The sequence below is a fragment of the Microbacterium sp. NPDC057741 genome, from assembly GCF_042798735.1.
GTDB lineage: Bacteria > Actinomycetota > Actinomycetes > Actinomycetales > Microbacteriaceae > Microbacterium.
Genome location: NZ_JBHVJW010000001.1, coordinates 523,781 through 544,426, shown reverse-complemented (window position 1 = coordinate 544,426; position 20,646 = coordinate 523,781). Strand labels below are relative to the sequence as shown.

Below are 20,646 nucleotides of genomic sequence, written 5' to 3'. Positions count from 1 at the left end.
GAATCGCCTGTCGCTCCCATCCCATAAGAAGGAGACGGATACGTGTCCACGGTGAACAGCTTCGGTGCGAAGAGCACCCTGACAGTCGGCAGCACCGACTACGAGATCTTCCGGATCGACACCGTCGCCGGGCACGAGAAGCTCCCGTTCAGCCTGAAGGTGCTGCTCGAGAACCTGCTCCGCACCGAAGACGGCAAGAACGTGACGAAGGCGCAGATCGAGGCTCTCGGTTCGTGGGATGCCACGGCCGAGCCCAACACCGAGATCCAGTTCACGCCCGCACGCGTGCTCATGCAGGACTTCACCGGTGTGCCCTGCATCGTCGACCTCGCCACCATGCGCGAGGCGGTCACCGCCCTCGGCGGCGACCCGAGCAGGATCAACCCGCTCTCGCCCGCCGAGATGGTCATCGACCACTCGGTCATCGCCGACCTCTTCGGCACCGAGAACGCGCTGCAGCGCAACGTCGAGATCGAGTACGAGCGCAACGGCGAGCGCTACCAGTTCCTGCGCTGGGGCCAGACCGCGTTCGACGACTTCAAGGTCGTCCCGCCGGGCACCGGCATCGTCCACCAGGTGAACATCGAGCACCTGGCCAAGGTGATCTACGACCGCACCGTCGACGGCGTGCTGCGCGCCTACCCGGACACGCTGGTCGGCACCGACTCGCACACCACGATGGTCAACGGTCTCGGCGTGCTCGGATGGGGCGTCGGCGGCATCGAGGCCGAGGCCGCGATGCTCGGCCAGCCCGTGTCCATGCTGATCCCGCGCGTGGTGGGCTTCAAGCTCACCGGCGAGATCCCCGCGGGCGTCACCGCGACCGACGTCGTGCTCACCATCACCGACAAGCTGCGCAAGCACGGCGTGGTCGGCAAGTTCGTCGAGTTCTACGGCGCCGGAGTGGCATCCGTTCCCCTCGCCAACCGTGCGACCATCGGAAACATGTCGCCGGAGTTCGGCTCGACCGCCGCGATCTTCCCGGTCGACGACGTCACCCTCGACTACCTGCGCCTCACCGGTCGCACCGACGAGGCCGTCGCCCTGGTCGAGAGCTACTCCAAGGCGCAGGGCCTGTGGCACGACGCCGCGAACGAGCCGGTCTTCAGCGAGTACCTCGAGCTGGACCTGGGCACCGTGGTGCCCTCGATCGCCGGCCCGAAGCGCCCTCAGGACCGCATCCTGCTGTCAGAGGCGAAGGAGCAGTTCGAGAAGGACATCCTGAACTACGCCACGCCGTCGACCAGTGACGAGCTCGCCGATCTCGAGTCGAAGCACTCGTTCCCGGCATCCGACCCGGGCCAGGTGCCCGGTGAGGAGACCGTGACCACGCGTCCGGTGCATATCAACAGCGGTGCACCCGCCAACGCGTCGAAGCCGGTTCCGGTCACCTCGCCCGCCGGTGACGACTACATCCTCGACAACGGCGCCGTGACGCTGGCCGCGATCACCTCGTGCACCAACACCTCGAACCCGTCCGTGATGGTCGCCGCCGGTCTGGTGGCCCGCAAGGCTCTGCAGAAGGGCCTGAAGCAGAAGCCCTGGGTCAAGACCACTCTGGCTCCGGGTTCCAAGGTCGTCACCGACTACTACGAGAAGTCGGGCCTGACCGCCGACCTCGAGGGCCTGGGCTTCTACACCGTCGGCTACGGCTGCACGGTCTGCATCGGCAACTCCGGTCCGCTGATCGACGAGGTCTCGGCCGCCGTCAACGAGCACGACCTGGCCGTCACCGCCGTGCTGTCCGGCAACCGCAACTTCGAGGGCCGCATCAGCCCCGACGTGAAGATGAACTACCTGGCGTCCCCGCCGCTGGTCATTGCGTACGCGCTGGCCGGCTCGATGCACTTCGACTTCGACAACGACGCGCTCGGGCAGGACACCGAGGGCAACGACGTCTTTCTGAAGGACATCTGGCCCACCTCGGAAGAGGTGCAGGAGATTATCGACTCGTCGATCTCGCGCGAGCAGTTCATCAACCAGTACGCCACCGTCTTCGACGGCGACGAGCGCTGGACGAGCCTGCCGACGCCGACCGGCCCGATCTTCGAGTGGGACGACGACTCGACGTACGTGCGCAAGGCGCCGTACTTCGACGGCATGACCATGGAGCTCACCCCGGTCGCCGACATCACCGGCGCGCGCGTGATGGCCGCTCTGGGCGACTCGGTCACCACCGACCACATCTCGCCCGCGGGTGCGATCAAGCCGGGCACGCCGGCCGCGCAGTACCTCACCGAGCACGGCGTGGACCGCAAGGACTTCAACTCCTTCGGCTCGCGTCGTGGCAACCACGAGGTGATGATCCGAGGCACATTCGCGAACATCCGCCTGAAGAACACGCTGGTCAAGGCCGTCAACGACGGTCAGCAGATCGAGGGCGGCTACACGCGCGACTTCACCCAGCCCGGCGGTCCGCAGGCGTTCATCTACGACGCGTGCATGAACTACCAGGCCCAGGGCACCCCGCTGGTGGTGCTCGGCGGCAAGGAGTACGGCTCCGGCTCGTCGCGCGACTGGGCGGCCAAGGGCACGAACCTGCTCGGCGTCAAGGCGGTCATCACCGAGAGCTTCGAGCGCATCCACCGCTCGAACCTCATCGGAATGGGCGTCGTCCCGCTGCAGTTCCCCCAGGGTGAGACCTGGGAGTCGCTCGGCCTCGACGGCACCGAGATCATCTCGATCACGGGCTTGACCGCTCTCAACGAGGGCACCACGCCGAAGACCGTCAAGGTCACGGCCACCCCGAGCGAGTTCTCGCCCGAGGGCAAGCAGGTCGTCGAGTTCGACGCCGTGGTGCGTATCGACACCCCCGGTGAGGCGGACTACTACCGCAACGGCGGCATCCTGCAGTACGTGCTGCGTTCGCTGGTCTGATCCACACGCAGTCGCGGGGCCCGGACGGTTCTCCGTCCGGGCCCCGTCCCGTCCCCGCCGACGTTCAGGTCGCCGGATAGAATATGAGGCGTCCGCGCCACCGCGCGGAACGTCGCACCGAGTCGAAGAGGAGCGTCGATGCCGATCCTGCCGAGCATCACCGGACCCCGAGATCTCGATCGGCTCTCGCCTGAGCAGCTGAACCAGCTGGCCACCGAGATCCGCGCCTTCCTCATCGAGAACGTCGCGCGGACCGGCGGCCACCTGGGCCCGAATCTCGGCGTCGTCGAGCTGACCATCGCCCTGCACCGGGTGTTCTCATCGCCGGACGACCCGATCATCTTCGACACCGGGCATCAGTCCTACGTGCACAAGCTCCTGACCGGCCGCCAGGACTTCAGCGAACTGCGCTCGCGCGGGGGACTTGCAGGCTATCCGCAGCGCGCGGAGAGCCCGCACGACGTCGTGGAGTCCTCGCACGCCTCCAGCTCTCTGAGCTGGGCCGACGGCGTTTCACGCGCGCTCACCGCGACGGGACGTGCCGACCGGCACGTCGTCGCCGTTGTCGGAGACGGCGCGCTCACCGGCGGCATGACCTGGGAGGCGCTCAACAACATCTCCGACGACAACGACCGGAACCTGGTCATCGTCGTCAACGACAACGGTCGCTCCTACGCACCGACGATCGGTGGGATGTCGCGCTACCTGAACCGCGTCCGCACGGCCGCGGCCTATCGTGACCTGCACCACAAGTCGGATCGCCTGTTCCGCGCTTTCGGGCCCTTCGGGCGCGCGCTGTTCCGCGGCGTCCGAGGCGGCACGCACGGATTCCTCAGCCGGTTCACGAACAACGCCGCGCTGTACTCCAACCTCGACATCAAGTACCTCGGACCTGTGGACGGGCATGACATCGCCGCTCTTCAGGAGACGCTGCAGCTCGCCAAGGGCTTCGGCGCGCCGGTCATCGTGCACGTCATCACCGAGAAGGGCCGCGGCTATCAGCCCGCGCTCGACGACGAGGCCGACCAGTTCCACTCCGTGGGGCGCATCGACCCGAAGACGGGCGGCTCTCTGGCGAAGTCGTCCGGTCATGCCTGGACCGATGTGTTCGCCGACGCGCTGGTCGACGTCGGCTCCCGGCATGACGATGTCATCGCGATGACCGCGGCGATGCTGCGCCCGACCGGACTCGCCCCCTTCGCCGAGCGCTTCCCCGATCGGGTCTACGACGTGGGCATCGCCGAGCAGCACGCGGTGGCCTCCGCCGCCGGACTCGCCTTCGGCGGCCTGCATCCGGTTGTCGCGATCTACGCGACGTTCATGGGTCGCGCGCTCGATCAGGTCCTGATGGATGTCGGCCTGCACAAGGCGGGCGTGACATTCGTGCTCGATCGTGCGGGCGTGACCGGCCCCGACGGACCGAGCCATCACGGCATCTGGGATCTGTCGATGCTGCAGATCGTCCCCGGCATCCGCATCGCCGCGCCGCGTGACGGCGCACGCCTGCAGGAGGTGCTGGAAGAGGCGGTGGCCGTCGATGATGCGCCGACCGTCATCCGGTATCCGAAGGGCGCGGCGCCCGACGACATCCCCGCTCTCGAGCGCCTGCACGACGGCGTCGACGTTCTGGCCCGGGACGAGACCGAGGACGTGCTGCTGATCGGCATCGGCCCGTTCGCCTCGATGGCACTGGATGTCGCGCAGCGACTGCGTGCACAGGGCATCGGCGCGACGGTCATCGACCCGCGCTGGGCGATCCCGGTGCAGCCGTCGATCGTCGAGCTCGCCGCAAGGCATCGCCTGGTGATCACGATGGAGGACGGCATCCGCGTCGGCGGCATCGGCACACGCGTGCGTCAGGTGCTGCGCGAGGCCGGCGTCGACACCGCCGTCGATGAGCTCGGGGTGCCGGACGCGTACATCGATCACGCCTCCAGGGAGCAGATCCTCGAAGACGCGGGGCTCACCGCGCCGAAGATCGCGCACGACGTCGTCGCGCAGGTGCTCGGCAGGCGCGTGCCGATGGCGCGGCAGACCGGGGAGACCGGCGCGATCGAGCTGCCGCTCAATCCCAACCTCCGCTGAGGCCGAACCTGCGCTGAGGCCCGGTCTGCCCGCCGCTCAGGCGGCGGGATCGCTCGGAAGGACCACCGGTGCGGGCTCGGGCCGCTTGGCCTCGACGTGGTCGCCGGAGGACTGGTGGCGCAGTCTGCGCAGCACCCAGGGCACCAGGTGCTCGCGCGCCCAGCCGATGTCCTCGGCGCGGGCCTCGCGCCAGGTGCGCACCGGCACGGGATCGGGCTGCATCGCCTGCAGGTCGTTGGGCACGTTCAGAGCGCGCAGCACCATCCGCGCGACCTCGTGGTGGCCGAGCGCGTTGTAGTGCAGGCGGTCGTCATCGAAGAACCGGGGATCCTGCACGACCTTCAGCGCCCATTGATCGGCGACGATGCAGTCGTACCGGTCGGCGATAGCGCGCACGTTCTCGTTGTAGATCGCGACCTTGCCGCGGAACGCACGGAACACCGGAGTGAAGCCGGTGTCGATCCCGGTGAACAGCACGACGGCCGCACCGCTGGCGGAGAGGCGCCCGACCGCGCCGTCGAGCTGCCTCGCGATGTCGTCCGGGTCGGTGCCGGGACGGATCACGTCGTTGCCGCCCGCGCAGATCGAGATGAGGTCGGGCTTCAGCGCCACCGCGGGCTCGATCTGGTCGGCCACGATCTGCGCGATGAGCTTGCCACGCACCGCGAGGTTCGCGTACGCGAAGTCGTCCACCTGCCGGGCGAGCACCTCCGCGGTGCGGTCCGCCCAGCCGCGGTGTCCGCCCGGCGCGCTCGGATCGGGATCGCCGATGCCCTCGGTGAACGAATCGCCGATGGCGACGAACCGGTGCCACGGATGAGCGCCCTCGTTGGCGATGTACGGGGTGCGGGACGATTCCTGGTCGACCATCGAACTCTCCTTCACGCAGAGCGCGCCCCGGGATGCCGGGCGCGCCGCATGCGAGCCTACCCGGTGCGCGGGCGATGTCGGCGGGCTCGACTATCGTTGAGGGAATGCTCTCCCCGTCTTTCCCACAGCGTGCTCCGTGGGGAACAGCGGACAAACTGCGCGCCTGGCAGCGCGAGGCGCTGGAGGACTACTTCCAGCGCGATCAGCGCGACTATCTGGTCGCCGCGACCCCCGGTGCGGGCAAGACGACCTTCGCTCTGACGCTGGCCGTGGAGCTGCTGCGGATGGGCGAAGTGAACCGCGTCATCGTGGTCGCCCCGACCGAGCACCTGAAGACGCAGTGGGCGGATGCCGCGGCCCGAGTGCACATCCGTCTCGATCCGCGGTTCCGCAACAGCCACTGGGCGCCGGCGCGTCACTATCACGGCGTGGTCGTCACCTATGCGCAGGTCGCCGCGAAGTCGTCGGTGCACCGGCACCTCACCGAGGACGCGAAGACGCTCGTGATCCTCGACGAGGTGCATCACGGCGGGGACGCTCTGAGCTGGGGCGACGCCATCCGCGACGCCTACGGCCCCGCAAAGCGCCGGCTGCTGCTGTCCGGAACTCCCTTCCGCAGCGACACCGCACCGATCCCGTTCGTCGAGTACCACCCGGACGAGTCCGGATCGCGCGTCTCAGTGACCGACTACCGGTACGGCTACGGCCGTGCGCTGGCGGATGGCGTCGTGCGCCCGGTGCTGTTCCACATGTACTCCGGCAAGATGACCTGGCGCACCAGCGCGGGCGACGAGCTCGAGGCGCACCTGGGGCAGGACAACACCAAGGACATCACGTCGCAAGCGTGGCGCACGGCTCTCGACCCTGAGGGCGCGTGGATGCCGGCCGTGCTGTCCGCGGCGGATCGCCGGCTCACCGAGATACGCCATCACGTGCCGGATGCCGGCGGGCTGGTGCTCGCCACCGATCAGACAGTCGCGCGCGCCTACGCGAAGATCCTGCACAGCATCACGGGGGAGCAGCCCACGATCGTGCTCTCCGACGATGCCTCGGCTTCGGAGCGGATCGAGAAGTTCAGCGAGAACGACCGTCGCTGGATGGTGGCGGTGCGAATGGTGTCGGAAGGCGTCGATGTGCCGCGGCTCGCGGTCGGCGTGTACGCCACCTCATCGTCCACGCCGCTGTTCTTCGCACAGGCGATCGGGCGTTTCGTGCGGGCACGGCGCCGTGGCGAGGCCGCCAGCGTCTTCCTGCCCAATGTGCCAGTGCTGATGACCCTCGCGAACGAGATGGAGCGTCAGCGCGACCACGCTCTGGACCGCGGGGACAAGGATGACGACGGTCTCGACGACTCGCTGCTGGAGAGCGCCAATCGCGAGGACGAGGCGTCCGACGCGCTCACGCAGGAGTTCAGTTATCAGGCGATCTCGTCCATCGCGCACTTCGACAGGGTGGTGTTCGAGGGCAAGGACTTCGGCCAGCTCGCCGAACCGGGGTCTCTCGAGGAGGAGGAGTTCATCGGGCTACCCGGCCTGCTCGAACCCGAGCACGTGCACGAACTGCTCATGCAGCGAAGCGCTCGCCAGTCGAAGCTGCGCGAGGCCCGCGAGGCACAGGCGGGTCCAGAGGTGACCACGACGCTGCCAGCACCGCTGCACCGCACGCTGCGCGAGCAGCGCCAGCTGCTGAACAGCCTGGTCGGCCTGTACGCGCGGCAGAGCGGTGAGCCGCATGGAGCGGTGCACGCCGAACTGCGCCGCGTGTGCGGCGGGCCCGCCGTCGCTCAGGCGACGGTCACTCAGCTGCAGGCGCGCATCGAGGTGCTCCGCAAGAGGGTCCGCTCCTGAGCGGTTCCCTGAGCCCGTGGCGCAGCGACGAGACGACGGAGCTTCGGGGGCCCGAAATGCTCTGAATCCGCGGATCCGTGCGGTTCTGCGGCGTCCGCGCGGATAGCGTGGGGTGTTCCCTTTCGACCGGAGGTTCCATGACCGCGCCCGCGCCAATGCCCACGTCCGCTGACAGGAAGCGCTGGGCGCGCTACCTCGTCGAGGAGCGCGCGGAGGGCGCGGTGTACCTGGGTCTGGCCGGCCGCCGCACCGGCGAGGAGCGGGAGATCCTGCTGTCCCTCGCCGACGCCGAGCGGCGGCACGAGCAGCACTGGCTCGACCTGCTGGGGGAGGAGCCCACGAGGCTGCCGCGCGCAGGAGCCCGCTCTCGGATGCTCGGCTGGATGGCCAAGCACTTCGGGTCGATCTTCGTGCTGGCGCTCGCCCAGTCCGCCGAGGCCCGGTCGCCCTACGACACCGAGGTGTACGCCACGCCGGCGATGCGCGCTGACGAGAAGGTGCACCACGAGGTGGTCAGGGGGCTGGCAGCGCGCGGCCGTCGCCGATTGTCCGGCTCCTTTCGCGCCGCAGTCTTCGGCGCCAACGACGGCCTGGTGTCCAACCTTGCGCTGGTGCTCGGCATCGGTGCGACAGGGGTCAGCAGCGGTTTCGTGCTGTTCAGCGGCATCGCGGGCCTGCTCGCGGGCGCGCTCTCGATGGGCGCGGGGGAGTTCGTCTCGGTGCGCTCGCAGCGCGAGCTGCTCGCCGCCACGGAGGACAACGACGACGCGGATGCGGCGGCGGGCGATCTCGACATCGACGCGAACGAGCTGGCGCTGGTCTACCGGGCGAGAGGCATGGATCAGGATGAGGCGCTGCAGCGCGCCGAGCGCATCGTGCGCGCCGCCCAGGCCGGTGCCCGCCGTGCCGCGACGGGCCCGATCGGGGTGCACTCGCCGGGTGAGGACCACGAGATCGTCGGCAGCGCCTGGACGGCCGCGATCTCCAGTTTCCTGCTGTTCGCCTCAGGCGCGATCATTCCGGTGCTGCCGTGGATCTTCGGACTGCAGGGAACGACGGCCATCGTCGTCGCGCTGGTCCTGGTCGGCATCGCACTGCTCAGCACAGGCGCGATGGTCGGCATCCTCTCCGGTGGTCCGCCGCTGCGACGTGGTCTGCGTCAGCTGGCCATCGGGTTCGGCGCAGCCGCGGTGACCTACGTGCTCGGAATGCTCTTCGGAGTCGGCGCGGCCTGATCGGCTCACCCGTCCGGGATGAGCGAGTGGCCGGACCCGATGCACAGGTGCGAGCATGAGCGCATGATGACCAATCAAGGCTCCATCTCGCCGGAGCAGTACGGCCCCGTCGAGCTGAATGTGATCTCCCTGGCCTCGCCGTCTCCCTCTCCGGAGCTCCTGCACGCCCTCGCCGCGCAGATCCGCGCGGGCGTGGTGCGCCTGCTCGACTTCGTCGTGGTCTCCAAGAGCGAGCGCGGCGAAGTGAAGTACGAGGAGATCGACGTCGAGGCGTACGAACTCGCGGACCTCGTCGTGCACCTGCCCGGCCTGGCCGGCGAGGACGACCTGGCGGAACTCGCTGAGGGCGTCCCGGCCGGTGGCGCAGCCGCCGTCGTCGCCTTCGAACTGCTCTGGGCGCGTGAGCTCGCCGAACAGCTCGCCGAAGACGGCAGCGTCGTCATCGCGACGGAGCGCATCCCCGCATCCGTCGTCAACACAATCGTGGGAATGGCCTCGGACGAGTAGTCCGAGAGAGGAGCAGCATCATCATGATCAGACGTGTGGGACGCCCGGGACTCGTCGGTCTCGCGGCACGGACAGCGGTCGTCGCCGGCACGGCGAACGCCATGGAGAACCGGCAGATGAACAGGCGCGCCGCCGCCGAGCAGCAGCAGGCCGCGGCCGCCTTTCAGCAGCAGCAGTTGGATCAGGCAGCGCAGGCGGCCGCGGCAGCCCAGGCAGCCGCGGCGCCGGCTCCTGTCGCCGCGGTTCCGGCGGCTCCGGCGGTCGACGTCACGACGCAGCTGCTGAAACTCGCCGATCTGCACAGCGCCGGCGTGCTCTCGGACGACGAGTTCGCGGCGGCGAAGGCGAAGCTCCTGGGCTGAACCAGGCCGAGTCAGCACCGCGAGGCGGTCAGGCGTAGAGCCTGACCGCCTCGCGGCGTGATGCGACACCGAGCTTGCGGTAGATCGCCCGCTGATGCGTCTTGACCGTGTTGATGGAGACGCCCATCGCATCGGCGATCTCCTGCATGGTCCGGGTGCTGCGCAGGTTCGAGAACACCTCGCGCTCTCGATCGGACAGGGACTGCAGCGGGCCGTCGGCCTCGCGCGGTGTGAGGCACGCCGTGAGGAAGGCCTCATACGGGGTGTCCCAGGCCAGATGCTCGGCGAGCATCTGGCGAGCATCGAGTCCACCGGCGGCGAACGGACGGCGCAGGTCCTCGGGAGCGGCGATCTCGAGCGCCTGCTCCACGAGCCCACGCGCCTGCGCGCGACGATCCTCCCGCCAGACGACGACGGCCTCGGCCAGCAACCTCGAGACGCGCACATATGAGATCGACTCGAAGGGCTCGATCCGACGCAGCATCTGCAGAGCCTGGCGGGAGTTCCCGGAGCGCGATGCGATTCCGGCGAGGACGACGGTGATCAGCGGAAGGTTCGTCGCGTTCTCGTACAGGGCGACGATCTTGAGCGCCGGCTCGCGGCGACCCGCTGCCTCGTTCAGCGCGGCGAACGAGGCGTGCCGGAATGCCTGCCACTCCACGCCCTGCAACGTCTCGGTGGGGAGCCCCTGCACCTCCCGCGCGGCACGCTGACACGCTGCGGAATCTCGCGAGGCGGCTGCGGCGAAGGCGTAGAGCATGCGTGCGGCACCGGGGAACGAGATCGCCGCTCCTCCGCTGCGGATCGCGCGCTGCGCGGCAGCGATCGCCTGCGGTTGGTCGTCACGCCAGTAGGCGGCGAAGGCTGCGGCCGTGGCCGCGCTCCCGCCGGCGTAGCTGGCCCATGATCCTTCGTCGATGAGCTCCAGGCGCTGGGCGAGCACGTCATCAGTCTCGCGCAGCCTCCCGGCCCAGGACAGCGCGTGGGCGAGGTGTCCGAGTGCACGACGCGCCAGGGTGTGGTCGCCGGCGGCGGTGGCGTCGCTCGCCGCCGTGGCGAAGTACTGCACCATCAGACCGGGGGAGGTGCGATGACGCAGCTCGCTCCAGCCGAGGAGGTACTGCAGCGCAGCGCGGTCGCCGAGAACGACGCCGCCCGGCGACTCCAGCTGCAAGCGCACCGCGGCGATCGCAGAGGCGAGCTCGGTGCGTTCGTCGAGGAGGAACAACCGGGCACGGGCTCTCAGATCCTCGAATCCGGGGATGGCGTCCTGCTCCGCGGCGCGGGCGTCGGCGCGTACCGCGAGCATCATCGCGACATCGTGGTGGCCGATCACGTCCTGAGCGCACGCCCTGATCATCAGGATTCGAGGGTCGTCCGCGTGGGGAAGTGGCAGCGACGCACACCAGCGATCGAGGGAACCGGCCTCGGAGCCGACGACGAGTCGCGTCCAGCCCGCCAGGATCGTCTGTACTGCGGCATCCGTGTCGCCGGCCCGGATCCAGTAGCGGGCGGCCGCGAGCGGGTCCTCCGCGGACAGATGCGTCGCCGCCGCGCGAAGGATCTCACGACGCCGCTCCGGATCGCGCTGCTCCAGGATCCGCTCGCACTGATGCGAGAGGACGTCGTGCCAGCGGTAGAGAGGCCCCGTCCCGGTCTCGAAGCGATCGAGGAACAGGCCCATCTGCACGCAGCGCTCGAGCAGCCGACCGGCATCCGGCTCACCGGTGATGCTCGCCGCGAGCTCCGGGGTGAGCGTGGAGCACAGCGCCGTGCTGCGCACGAACAGTTCGATGTCATCGGGGAGGCCTCCGAGCACATGGACGTCGATGTAACGACGCAGTACGGAGTCCTGACTGTGTGCGATGTCATCGGGGCGGGCCTTCGCCAGCTGCACGGCGCGCACGGCGATCGGCCATCCGCCGGTCTGCTCCAGGATCGCCTCAGCCGTGAACGGATGCCGCTGCTCCGCACGAAGCCCTTCGACCTCTCCCATGTCGAAGGCGAGATCGCGCGCGCGGATCACCGCGTCGGGCGACTGCAGCACCAGACGGCTCAGAGCGATCTCGACGTAGCTGGTGCCGACGACGACGATGCGCAGCGCATCGCAGGCCCCCTCGAGAAGCGCGCCGAGCAGGCCCTCGCCCAGTTCGTCCTCGGCGCGATGGGCGTCGTCGATCACCAGGCGGATCGGCTCATCGACGTCGACCAGCGCCTCGGTGAGCATGTCGAAGGATGCCGCGGGCGCCAGCTCCGCCGCATCGAATGTCAGCAGCCGGGCCAGATCCCGGCGGGCGGTGGAGCGCGCCAGCGCCTGCAGGGCGAGTACGGCGCTCGCCCCGAGGTTCCTGCCGTCGGCGTCGAACGGTCCGAGCGTCAGCCATGCGACGTTCCCGTCGTGCGTCGCCGCCCACTCAGCCACCGCCGATGTCTTGCCGTACCCGCTCGGTGCGATCACCATCGTCGTCGGATGGGATGCCGACATCGCGTCCAGCATCGCTGTCAACCGAGGGCGCGCGAGATGTCCGCTCTGGGGGGAGGGCGGGCGGAAGCGATATGCGCGCAGCGATGCGACTGGGGGAGCCATCGTCCCCGATTTTATCGGGCGCCGCCGCCGTTCCTCGACGCGACGATCGCCAGGGCCTCGGCGAGCGAGTCGCCCACTCGCGGTCGTACGGGGATGATGTTGCCCCCACCGACGCGCGCACCGACGCCTGTGGCGTCCAGCTGATCCTGCAGGCGCTTCCCGACGCCGACGAGCATCAGGGTGGCGTCGTGTGCTTCGAGCTCGTCTGCGTAGTCCCGCACCATCGTGAGGAAGGTCACCCCGAGCTCCTCGGACCCTCGCAGGCGGATGATCACCGTCGCGCCTGCAGACGCACCGGTGGGAGTCGGCAACTGGTCGCGGAACGACTGCGCGGAGGCGAAGAACAGGCTGCCGTAGGGGGAGAGGATGACGGTCTCATCGTGGGGCACGACTGCGGGGGGCGCGACCTCGAGCGGATGCCCGCCGGGATCATCGAACTGCCAGCGCACGATGCGCACCCGGTTGGACTGGCGGGCGATATGCAGCACGATCGACAGGCCGACGCCGGCGAGCACCGCGTACTGCAGGGGGATGAGCAGGGTCAGCAAGAAGGTGACCGCGAAGACCGTCGCCTGCGTCGGACCGGTTCGCAGCACCATCAGCACCTGGTGGATCTTGAGAGTGCGCACGCCCACCAGGATCAGCAGACCTGCCAATGCGGGCATCGCGATGTACTCGATCAGCGGCCCGAACGTGAGGAGCGTGATGATCATCACCACGCCGGCGATCAGGTTCGCCAGGGCGGTCTTCGCGCCGGCCGAGCGCACCAGCGCCGTCGCCGACGAGGAGCCGCCGACCGGCATTCCCCGAAGCAGCCCGGAGACGATGTTGGCGACGCCCTGTCCGCGGAAGTCCGCAGAGGCGTCCGGGTACTTCCCGTCGGGATTCGGGATCGCGCCGGAGATCGCGGCGCCCTGGACCAGGCCGACCAGTGCGATCGAGACGCCGGGCACGATCAGCGCTCCGAACAGGCTGAGATCCGGCAGGACGGGCGTGGGGAGCGAACGGGTGACTTCGGCGATGTCACCGATCGTCGCGACGCTGCCGCCCGGCAGGAGCAGAGTGAGCGCCGACCCCGCGATCACGGCCACGACGAGTGCGAGCGCACCCAGCGGCGTGCGCTCGAGCAGCAGGATCAGCGCGATCGTGATGACCCCCACCAGCACGGTGGGCCAGCTGAACTGGGGGATCGACAGCACTGTGTCGAACAGCCTCATGATGCGATTCGCGCCGGTGCTGTCGAACCCGGTGATGTTGTCGAGCTGACCGAGGATGATGTTGATCGCGACGGCGTTCATGAAGCCGATCAGCACCGCAGTGGGAATGAAGCGCACCAGGCTGCCGAGGCGGGCGATGCCGAGCCCGAGCATCACGACGCCGGCGATGAGCGTGAGCATCGCCATCGCACCGGCGCTGTCGTCGCCCCGCACCTCCGGCACATCGCCGATGATCACTGCCATCGCCCCGGTCGACTGGACAGCCATGAACAGCGAGCCGGTCGTGAGCGCACCGCCCAGCGTGCCCAGCATGTAGCCGTACAGTCCGTAGAGCGGGCTGACCCCGGCGAGCACGCCCGCGGCGAGCCCGTCCGGAACGCTCTCGACCCCGAGGACGATGCCGGCACGGAGGTCACCGCCGACAGTGCTGCGGTCGCCGAAGCGACCGAGCCAGCGCCTGACCGAGCTCCTGAGCGTCACCGCACGGCTTCCGCTTCCTTCGTCGTCTCGGCGACCTCTGCATCCTCATCGGGCTGTGCCTCCGCCGGCAAGGTGCCCACGGGCCGGCGCAGCACCTCCAGCACGAGCAGCGCGACCAGCACCCCGACGACGGTCCAGACGACGGACGCGACGCTCACCGGTCGGGTCATGAACAGGATGAACACGGCCAGCGCGATGACGATCACGATGATCGCCGGACGCCAACGGTCCAGTGCCGTGCCGAATCCCTTGGTGTTCAGGCCGCTGCGGTCGGCGCTCTCGCGAGCCTTAGCGAACATGGCGTTGCCCGAGGTGCGCAGCGCGGTCGCCGGGCGGGAGCGCCCGGTGATCCAGGCGCCGATCACGACGAAGGCGGACAGCAGCACCAGCGCGGCGATAACGGAGTGCATCATCTCCGTGATCTGGTCGAAGAGCACCTCCGCTGTCGCGGAGGGCATGATCGACGGGCTGACCGTGCCCATGAAGAACATCTTGCCGATGCCGAGTCCGGCGGCCAGCAGCAGGAACGATGCCACCAGGCCGATACCGGTCCAGAGCAGCGCGCGAGAGCGGTTGCGGGCCAGCGCGATGCCGGCCGCGGCCAGCGCCAGTGCGACCCACGGCAGCCAGTAGCCGGCCGCGATCGCCACCTGGTACACCGTGCGCACCAGCACGAACGCGTCCGCCGTCACCAGCGGAATGGACTTGTGGATGACCGGGATGGAGGAGGCGAACCCGAACCCGTTCTCGATCAGCTGCGCCTTGACCTTCTCGATCACGGTGTCCAGCTGGATGGAGAGCGTGCCGTCGTCGGACAGCGTGATGGCGGTGCCAGGCTGTCCCTGGATGATCGCGATCGCACGCGAGTGGGTCTGCCTCAGCGCTGCTTCCCAGACATCGGCGAACGCGGGGGATGCCACGAGCTTGTCCACGGTGGAGTTGATCAGTCCGCGGATGCCGTCAGCGGCGGGGGCGGTGAGCAGCCCGATCGCATTCTGCGCCCGCGGGGGCAGGTCGAGTCCCTTCAGCCCGTCGGCCAGATCGGCGACCATGCCGTCGATGTCGACGTTGTCGTCGATGGCCGTGACGATCTGGTCCGAGACGTACGACTGGACCTGCGGACTGTCCGCGAGCGGCGCGAAGGTGGCGACGAAACGGTCGGTGTCCACCAGCTCGAGGCGCGCCCAGGTGCCGAGCACGGCGACCGGCGCGAGGAGGATGGCGAGTACCAGCGCCACCGCCGAGAGGATGCTGCGGGTCGGGTTGCGGCGCTTCTTCGCGACGGGGGCCTCGGAGCGCAGCCCGTCGTTCTCGGCTTCGAGCTCCGCCACGCGGCGGCGCAGATCCTCCAGCTCGTCCTTGCCAGCCATGCGAACCCTCCCGTGTCCTGGTTCCGACGGCGCTCCGCCGGTACAGGCCCATCCTGCCGGAGTGACACGCACCGGCAGAAGAGGTTCATCCCGGAAGGGTGACCGTGTCGGCGAGGCGCGCCCGGGGTGCAGCCTCGGTTCGTGCCCGCTCCAGGATCGTGCTAATCTCGATCTTCGGTTGGGAACAGCCGAAAACCCACCTTGCGCGGGTGGCGGAATAGGTAGACGCGCTAGCTTGAGGTGCTAGTGCCCGATAAGGGCGTGGGGGTTCAAGTCCCCCCTCGCGCACAGAATGAAGCAGGACCCCCAGGTCGAAGACCCGGGGGTCCTGCTTCATGTTGCGCCCGCAGGATGGCACCGAGCCCCAGCCCCACTTCGATAGCCTTGACCCATGTCCGAGAGCTCGCTGCCCGAGGTCGTGCGCATCGCCCGCGACCTGATCCGCATCGACACCTCGAACTGGGGTGGCGGAAAGTCGAACGGCGAGCGCGAGGCTGCCGAGTACGTCGGCGCGCACCTGGAGTCGCTCGGACTGACTCCGGAGTACTTCGAGCCGATCCCGCGCCGCACCAACGTGATGGCCCGGGTTCCGGGACGGGATCGCAGCCGTCCTGCCCTCGTCGTGCACGGGCACCTCGACGTCGTGCCGGCCATGGCCGAGGACTGGAGCATCGATCCGTTCGCCGGTGAAATCCGCGACGGTATGCTCTGGGGTCGCGGCGCCGTGGACATGAAGAACATGGACGCCATGATCCTGGCATCCGTCGGTGATCTGCTCCGCGCCGGCGAGCAGCCCGAGCGCGATCTCGTGCTCGCCTTCTTCGCCGACGAGGAGAACGGCGGCGTCGAGGGCTCCGCCCTGGTCGTGAAGGAGCGCCCGGAGTGGTTCGCCGGAGCGACCGAGGCCATCAGCGAGGTGGGCGGGTATTCGATAACCGTCGATGATCGCCGCGCCTACCTGCTGCAGGTGGGGGAGAAGGCACTGATCTGGATCCGGCTCGTCGCACGGGGCCGCACCGGGCACGGCAGCCGCCTGCATCCTGAGAATGCTCTCACGAAGCTTTCAGAGGCCGTAGCGGCCATCGGCCGCACCCGCTGGCCCATCCGTCTCACCCCGACGACGGAGGCGCTGCTGGCCGGCCTGTCGGACCTGACGGGCCGCAGCGCGGACGATCCGGATGCCCTGGCTGCCGCAGCCGGCCCTGCCGAGGCGTTCCTGGCATCGACCTTCCGCACCACGGCGAATCCCACCGTGCTGCAGGCCGGCTACAAGCACAACGTGATCCCCGAGCGCGCAGAGGCCCTGATCGACGTGCGCACCCTGCCCGGCACCGAGGACGAGGTTCTCGCCGACCTGCAGCGCATCGTGGGTGACGACATCGAGATCGAGATCGTAGTCCGCGACATCGGCATGGAGACGCCGTTCCGGGGTGACCTGGTCGACGCCATGGTCGCTGCGCTCGGCAGGCACGATCCCGGTGTGCCGGTCATCCCGTACCTGCTCGGTGCCGGGACGGACAACAAGGCGCTCGCCTCGATCGGCATCACCGGCTACGGCTTCGCGCCGCTGCGGCTGCCTGCTGACCTCGACTTCACAGGGATGTTCCACGGAGTCGACGAGCGCGTGCCCGTAGACTCGCTGAGCTTCGGTCAGCGAGTGCTGGCCGACCTGTTCCGCACCTGCTGATCCGGCCTACGCCGCCTTCTCTATCGCTCCGTCACGAAAGACCCGTGCATGCACCTGCTCGAAGCACTCCTCCTCGGCGTCGTCCAGGGACTCACCGAGTTCCTGCCGATCTCATCCAGCGCGCACCTGCGCATCGTGGGCACCATGCTCGGGTCGGGGGAGGACCCCGGCGCGGCCTTCACCGCGATCACGCAGATCGGCACCGAGGCCGCGGTCGTCGTGTTCTTCTGGCGTGACATCGTCCGCATCATCAAGAGCTGGGCGCTCGCGCTGGTCGGCCGGCTGCCTCGGAACGATCCGGATGCCCGGATGGGCTGGCTGATCATCATCGGCAGCATCCCGATCGTGCTGCTCGGTCTGATCTTCCAGGACCAGATCGAGACCGTGCTGCGGTCGCTGTGGATCGTCGCGATCATGTTGATCGTGTTCGGCATCCTGCTCGGCATCGCCGACAAGGTCGGCGCCAAGCGCCGCTCGCTCAACCAGCTGACCTACCCCGACGGAGTCGCCTACGGCTTCGCCCAGGCGCTCGCCCTGATTCCCGGCGTGTCGCGCTCCGGCGGCACGATCACGATGGGTCTGTTCCTCGGCTACGAGCGCGCCGCAGCGGCCCGCTACGCATTCCTGCTGGCGATCCCGGCCGTCTTCGGCAGCGGCTTCTTCCAGCTCGCGAAGAGCTGGGATGCTCCGAACCAGTACTTCTCGATGCCTGAGACCCTCGCGGCCACCGGCATCGCCTTCGTCGTCGCACTCGGCGTGATCGCGTTCTTCATGAACTGGATCTCGAAGCACAGCTTCCTGCCGTTCGTGATCTACCGCATCCTCCTCGGCGGCGTGCTGATCGTGCTGCTGGCCACCGGCGTCATCGCCGGCTGAGCCGCATCGGGCGGTCCGGATCAGCGCTTCTGGTCCGGACCGTCGCCGCGACGGCGCAGGTAGCGCTCGAACGCCTGGGCGATCGCGTCTCCGGAGGCGTCGGGGGAGTCCCAGGTGTCGCGGGTGCGCTCCAACTGCCGGATGTACTCGGTCATGTCGTCGTCGTCCGCTGCGGCAGCGTCGATCGACGCCTCCCAGGCCGCGGCCTCTGTGCGCAGGTGCTCGCGCGGCACGCCGATCGCGGTGAGCTCCTCGAGGCGGTCGAGCAGCGCGAGGGTCGCCTTCGGCGACGGAGCGGCGGTGGCCACGTAGTGCGGCACGCTCGCCCACAGGCTCGCGGTCGGGATCCCGGCGCGCTCCGCGAAGTGCTCCAGGACGCTGAGGATGCCGACCGGCCCCTCGTAGGTGGACCGCTCCAGGCCGTGCGCCTCGCGGACCTGCTCGTTCTGACTCGAGGCGAACACCGAGATCGGACGGGTGTGCGGCACATCGGAGAGCATCGCGCCGAGGGTGACGAAGCCGGTGACGTCATCGCGCAGCGCGACATCGATGAACTCCGAGGCGAACGCCTGCCAAGTGCGCGCCGGCTCGGAGCCGGTCAGCAGCCACACCTCGGGGGAGCCCGTGGCGACGGTCGGCCGGGACAGCGTCGCCTCCGGCCAAGTCAGCTCACGGCGACCCTGCGCGTCCATGCGGGTGGCCGGCCGCGTGTACTGGTAATCGAAGTACAACTCGGGGTCGGCGCTGTGCACCGTGGTGAACCCGGCGCTCTCGCGGAGGGTTGCAAGGGCACCGGTCGCCGCTTCGCCGGCGTCGTTCCAGCCGTCGAAGGCGGCGACGATGATGCGCGAGCCGAGGACGTCCATTCCTCAAGGCTAGTCGCCGCAGCGGATGCGGGCACGAGCGCACGCCGGTGCGCCGGTACCATTGGTGCAGTGAGCACCGCTTCCTCCTCCGTCACCCGGCCCGCCGCCGTCCTGTGGGACATGGACGGCACACTGATCGACACCGAGCCGTACTGGATGGCCGCCGAGACGGTGCTCGTCGAGTCCCATGGCGGCACCTGGACGCACGAGCAGGCGCTGCAGCTGATCGGCAGCGGGCTGCTCGACAGCGCGAAGGTCTTCCAGGCCGCCGGGGTGGACATGGAGGCGCAGGCGATCGTCGACTGGCTGACCGACCGGGTCTCCGAGTCGCTCCGCACGAAGGGTGTTCCGTTCCGCCCGGGCGCGCGCGAGCTGCTCGCCGACCTGCGTGCCGCCGGCATCCGCACCGCCCTCGTGACGATGTCGCTGCGCCGGATGGCGACCGACGTGGTCGACCTGATCGACTTCGAGGCGTTCGACCTCGTGGTCGCCGGTGACGACGTCGAGCGGCCCAAGCCGCATCCCGATCCCTACCTGCGCGCAGCCGAACTGCTGGGCGTGGACATCGCCGACACGGTGGCCGTCGAGGACTCCCGTACCGGTGTCGCATCGGGTGTGGCATCCGGCGCCGTCACGATCGGCGTGCCGAACCTCATCCCGCTCGACGGCCTCGGCGCGCACCAGCTCTGGGAGACGCTCGAGGGCCGCACGGCGGATGACGTGATCGCCCTGCACGCCCGCCACACGACGGAGGTCGCCCGATGACCGCGGCACGGCCGAGCGGCCCGTTCCGCGAGGGCGACCGGGTGCAGCTGACAGGCCCGAAGGCCCGGATGCACACGATCACGCTGCGCGCCGACGGTGAGCTGCACACCCACCACGGCGTGCTCCGGCACGCCGATCTGATCGGACTGCCGGACGGCTCCGTGGTCACGAACAGCTCCGGCCACGACTACCTCGCGCTGCGACCGCTGCTGCGCGACTTCGCGATGTCGATGCCGCGCGGCGCGGCCATCGTCTACCCGAAGGACTCCGCGCAGATCGTCATGCAGGCAGACATCTTCCCCGGCGCGACGGTCGTCGAGGCAGGTGTCGGCTCCGGGGCGCTCTCGCTCGCCCTGCTGCGGGCGATCGGACCGGACGGCGCGCTGACCTCCTTCGAGCGCCGTGAGGACTTCGCCGAAGTGGCCATGGCCAACGTCGAGACCTTCTTCGGTGAGACGCCGGACACCTGGCGCGTCGTCGTCGGCGACCTCGCGGAGCAGCTCGGCGCCGAGTTCGAACCGGGCACCGTGGACCGTGTCGTGCTCGACATGCTCGCCCCGTGGGACTGCATGGACGCCGTAGCCGACGCACTGGCGCCCGGCGGAGTGGTGATCTGCTACATCGCCACCGCCACTCAGTTGTCCCGCGTCGCGGAGTACATCCGGGCCACCGGCCTGTTCACCGATCCGGAGGCGTCCGAGACCATGGTGCGCGGCTGGCACGTCGAGGGACTCGCCGTGCGCCCCGACCACCGCATGGTCGCGCACACCGGCTTCCTGCTGACCGCACGCCGGCTCGCACCCGGCGCGATTCCGCCGGAGGTGCGTCGCCGCGCGTCGAAGACGAGCTTCTCCGACGAGGACGTCGAACTGTGGACGCCCGGTGCCGTCGGAGACCGCGAGATCACCGACAAGAACCTGCGCAAGCGAGTCCGAGAGGCGCAGAAGGCGGCTGATGGCGCGCGCATCGCCGCCTCGGCGCGCGAATCGGACCCGGCTTCGGAATAGACTGGAGC

At 69.1% G+C, this 20,646-nt stretch carries 15 protein-coding genes and 1 tRNA gene; 11 read left to right on the top strand and 5 right to left on the bottom strand.

All coding sequences use genetic code 11. From position 1 onward, the window contains the following. Nucleotides 1–42 precede the first annotated feature (42 nt). Nucleotides 43–2,877, top strand: coding sequence for an aconitate hydratase AcnA (gene acnA, locus ACFVDO_RS02685; protein ID WP_378859664.1), 2,835 nt, complete (start codon nt 43–45; stop codon nt 2,875–2,877). Between the two features lie 138 nt (nt 2,878–3,015). Further along, complete coding sequence (gene dxs / locus ACFVDO_RS02680) at nt 3,016–4,962, top strand: 1-deoxy-D-xylulose-5-phosphate synthase (protein ID WP_378857077.1); 1,947 nt, start codon at nt 3,016–3,018, stop codon at nt 4,960–4,962. Nucleotides 4,963–4,998: 36 nt separating this feature from the next. Here dxs and ACFVDO_RS02675 read toward each other — a convergent pair whose 3' ends face one another. Further along, nucleotides 4,999–5,832, bottom strand: a complete 834-nt coding sequence (locus tag ACFVDO_RS02675; protein ID WP_378857079.1) for an SGNH/GDSL hydrolase family protein — start codon at nt 5,830–5,832, stop codon at nt 4,999–5,001. Between the two features lie 104 nt (nt 5,833–5,936). Here ACFVDO_RS02675 and ACFVDO_RS02670 point away from each other — a divergent pair, with 104 nt between their 5' ends. The 4 genes from ACFVDO_RS02670 (at nt 5,937) to ACFVDO_RS02655 (ending at nt 9,783) form a co-directional block, all read left to right on the top strand. Next, on the top strand, nt 5,937–7,679 hold the full coding sequence (locus ACFVDO_RS02670; RefSeq protein ID WP_378857081.1) for a DEAD/DEAH box helicase: 1,743 nt from the start codon (nt 5,937–5,939) through the stop codon (nt 7,677–7,679). A 137-nt stretch (nt 7,680–7,816) separates the two neighbouring features. Then, nucleotides 7,817–8,914 (top strand): VIT1/CCC1 family protein, encoded by a 1,098-nt coding sequence (locus ACFVDO_RS02665; protein ID WP_378857084.1) that lies wholly within the window; start codon nt 7,817–7,819, stop codon nt 8,912–8,914. 63 nt (nt 8,915–8,977) lie between these two features. Further along, nucleotides 8,978–9,421: a DUF6325 family protein gene (locus tag ACFVDO_RS02660; protein ID WP_378857086.1), complete on the top strand. Its 444-nt coding sequence runs from the start codon at nt 8,978–8,980 to the stop codon at nt 9,419–9,421. A 23-nt stretch (nt 9,422–9,444) separates the two neighbouring features. After that, a complete protein-coding gene (locus ACFVDO_RS02655; protein ID WP_378857088.1) occupies nt 9,445–9,783 on the top strand; it encodes an SHOCT domain-containing protein in 339 nt (112 codons plus the stop codon). 28 nt (nt 9,784–9,811) lie between these two features. Here ACFVDO_RS02655 and ACFVDO_RS02650 read toward each other — a convergent pair whose 3' ends face one another. The 3 genes from ACFVDO_RS02650 to ACFVDO_RS02640 form a co-directional block, all read right to left on the bottom strand. Next, nucleotides 9,812–12,280, bottom strand: coding sequence for a LuxR C-terminal-related transcriptional regulator (locus tag ACFVDO_RS02650; RefSeq protein WP_378886826.1), 2,469 nt, complete (start codon nt 12,278–12,280; stop codon nt 9,812–9,814). A gap of 101 nt (nt 12,281–12,381) precedes the next feature. Next, a complete protein-coding gene (locus tag ACFVDO_RS02645; protein ID WP_378857092.1) occupies nt 12,382–14,067 on the bottom strand; it encodes a SulP family inorganic anion transporter in 1,686 nt (561 codons plus the stop codon). Continuing rightward, a complete protein-coding gene (locus ACFVDO_RS02640; protein ID WP_378857094.1) occupies nt 14,064–15,437 on the bottom strand; it encodes a hypothetical protein in 1,374 nt (457 codons plus the stop codon). The genes ACFVDO_RS02645 and ACFVDO_RS02640 overlap by 4 nt, the downstream gene beginning before the upstream one ends. Nucleotides 15,438–15,640: 203 nt before the next feature. Here ACFVDO_RS02640 and ACFVDO_RS02635 point away from each other — a divergent pair. The 3 genes from ACFVDO_RS02635 (at nt 15,641) to ACFVDO_RS02625 (ending at nt 18,000) form a co-directional block, all read left to right on the top strand. Then, nucleotides 15,641–15,725, top strand: a tRNA-Leu gene (locus tag ACFVDO_RS02635). A gap of 103 nt (nt 15,726–15,828) precedes the next feature. Further along, entirely contained in the window at nt 15,829–17,124 is a 1,296-nt protein-coding gene (locus ACFVDO_RS02630) for a M20/M25/M40 family metallo-hydrolase (protein WP_378857096.1), read from the top strand. A gap of 48 nt (nt 17,125–17,172) precedes the next feature. Continuing rightward, nucleotides 17,173–18,000, top strand: coding sequence for an undecaprenyl-diphosphate phosphatase (locus tag ACFVDO_RS02625; protein ID WP_378857098.1), 828 nt, complete (start codon nt 17,173–17,175; stop codon nt 17,998–18,000). 20 nt (nt 18,001–18,020) lie between these two features. Here ACFVDO_RS02625 and ACFVDO_RS02620 read toward each other — a convergent pair whose 3' ends face one another. Further along, nucleotides 18,021–18,866 carry a PAC2 family protein gene (locus tag ACFVDO_RS02620; protein WP_378857100.1) on the bottom strand — a complete coding sequence of 282 codons (846 nt, stop codon included), beginning with the start codon at nt 18,864–18,866 and terminating at the stop codon, nt 18,021–18,023. A 69-nt stretch (nt 18,867–18,935) separates the two neighbouring features. Here ACFVDO_RS02620 and ACFVDO_RS02615 point away from each other — a divergent pair, with 69 nt between their 5' ends. Together ACFVDO_RS02615 and ACFVDO_RS02610 are read left to right on the top strand one after the other, a co-directional pair. After that, entirely contained in the window at nt 18,936–19,631 is a 696-nt protein-coding gene (locus ACFVDO_RS02615; protein WP_378857102.1) for an HAD family hydrolase, read from the top strand. Beyond that, nucleotides 19,628–20,638: a tRNA (adenine-N1)-methyltransferase gene (locus ACFVDO_RS02610; RefSeq protein ID WP_378857104.1), complete on the top strand. Its 1,011-nt coding sequence runs from the start codon at nt 19,628–19,630 to the stop codon at nt 20,636–20,638. The genes ACFVDO_RS02615 and ACFVDO_RS02610 overlap by 4 nt, the downstream gene beginning before the upstream one ends. Nucleotides 20,639–20,646 lie beyond the last annotated feature (8 nt).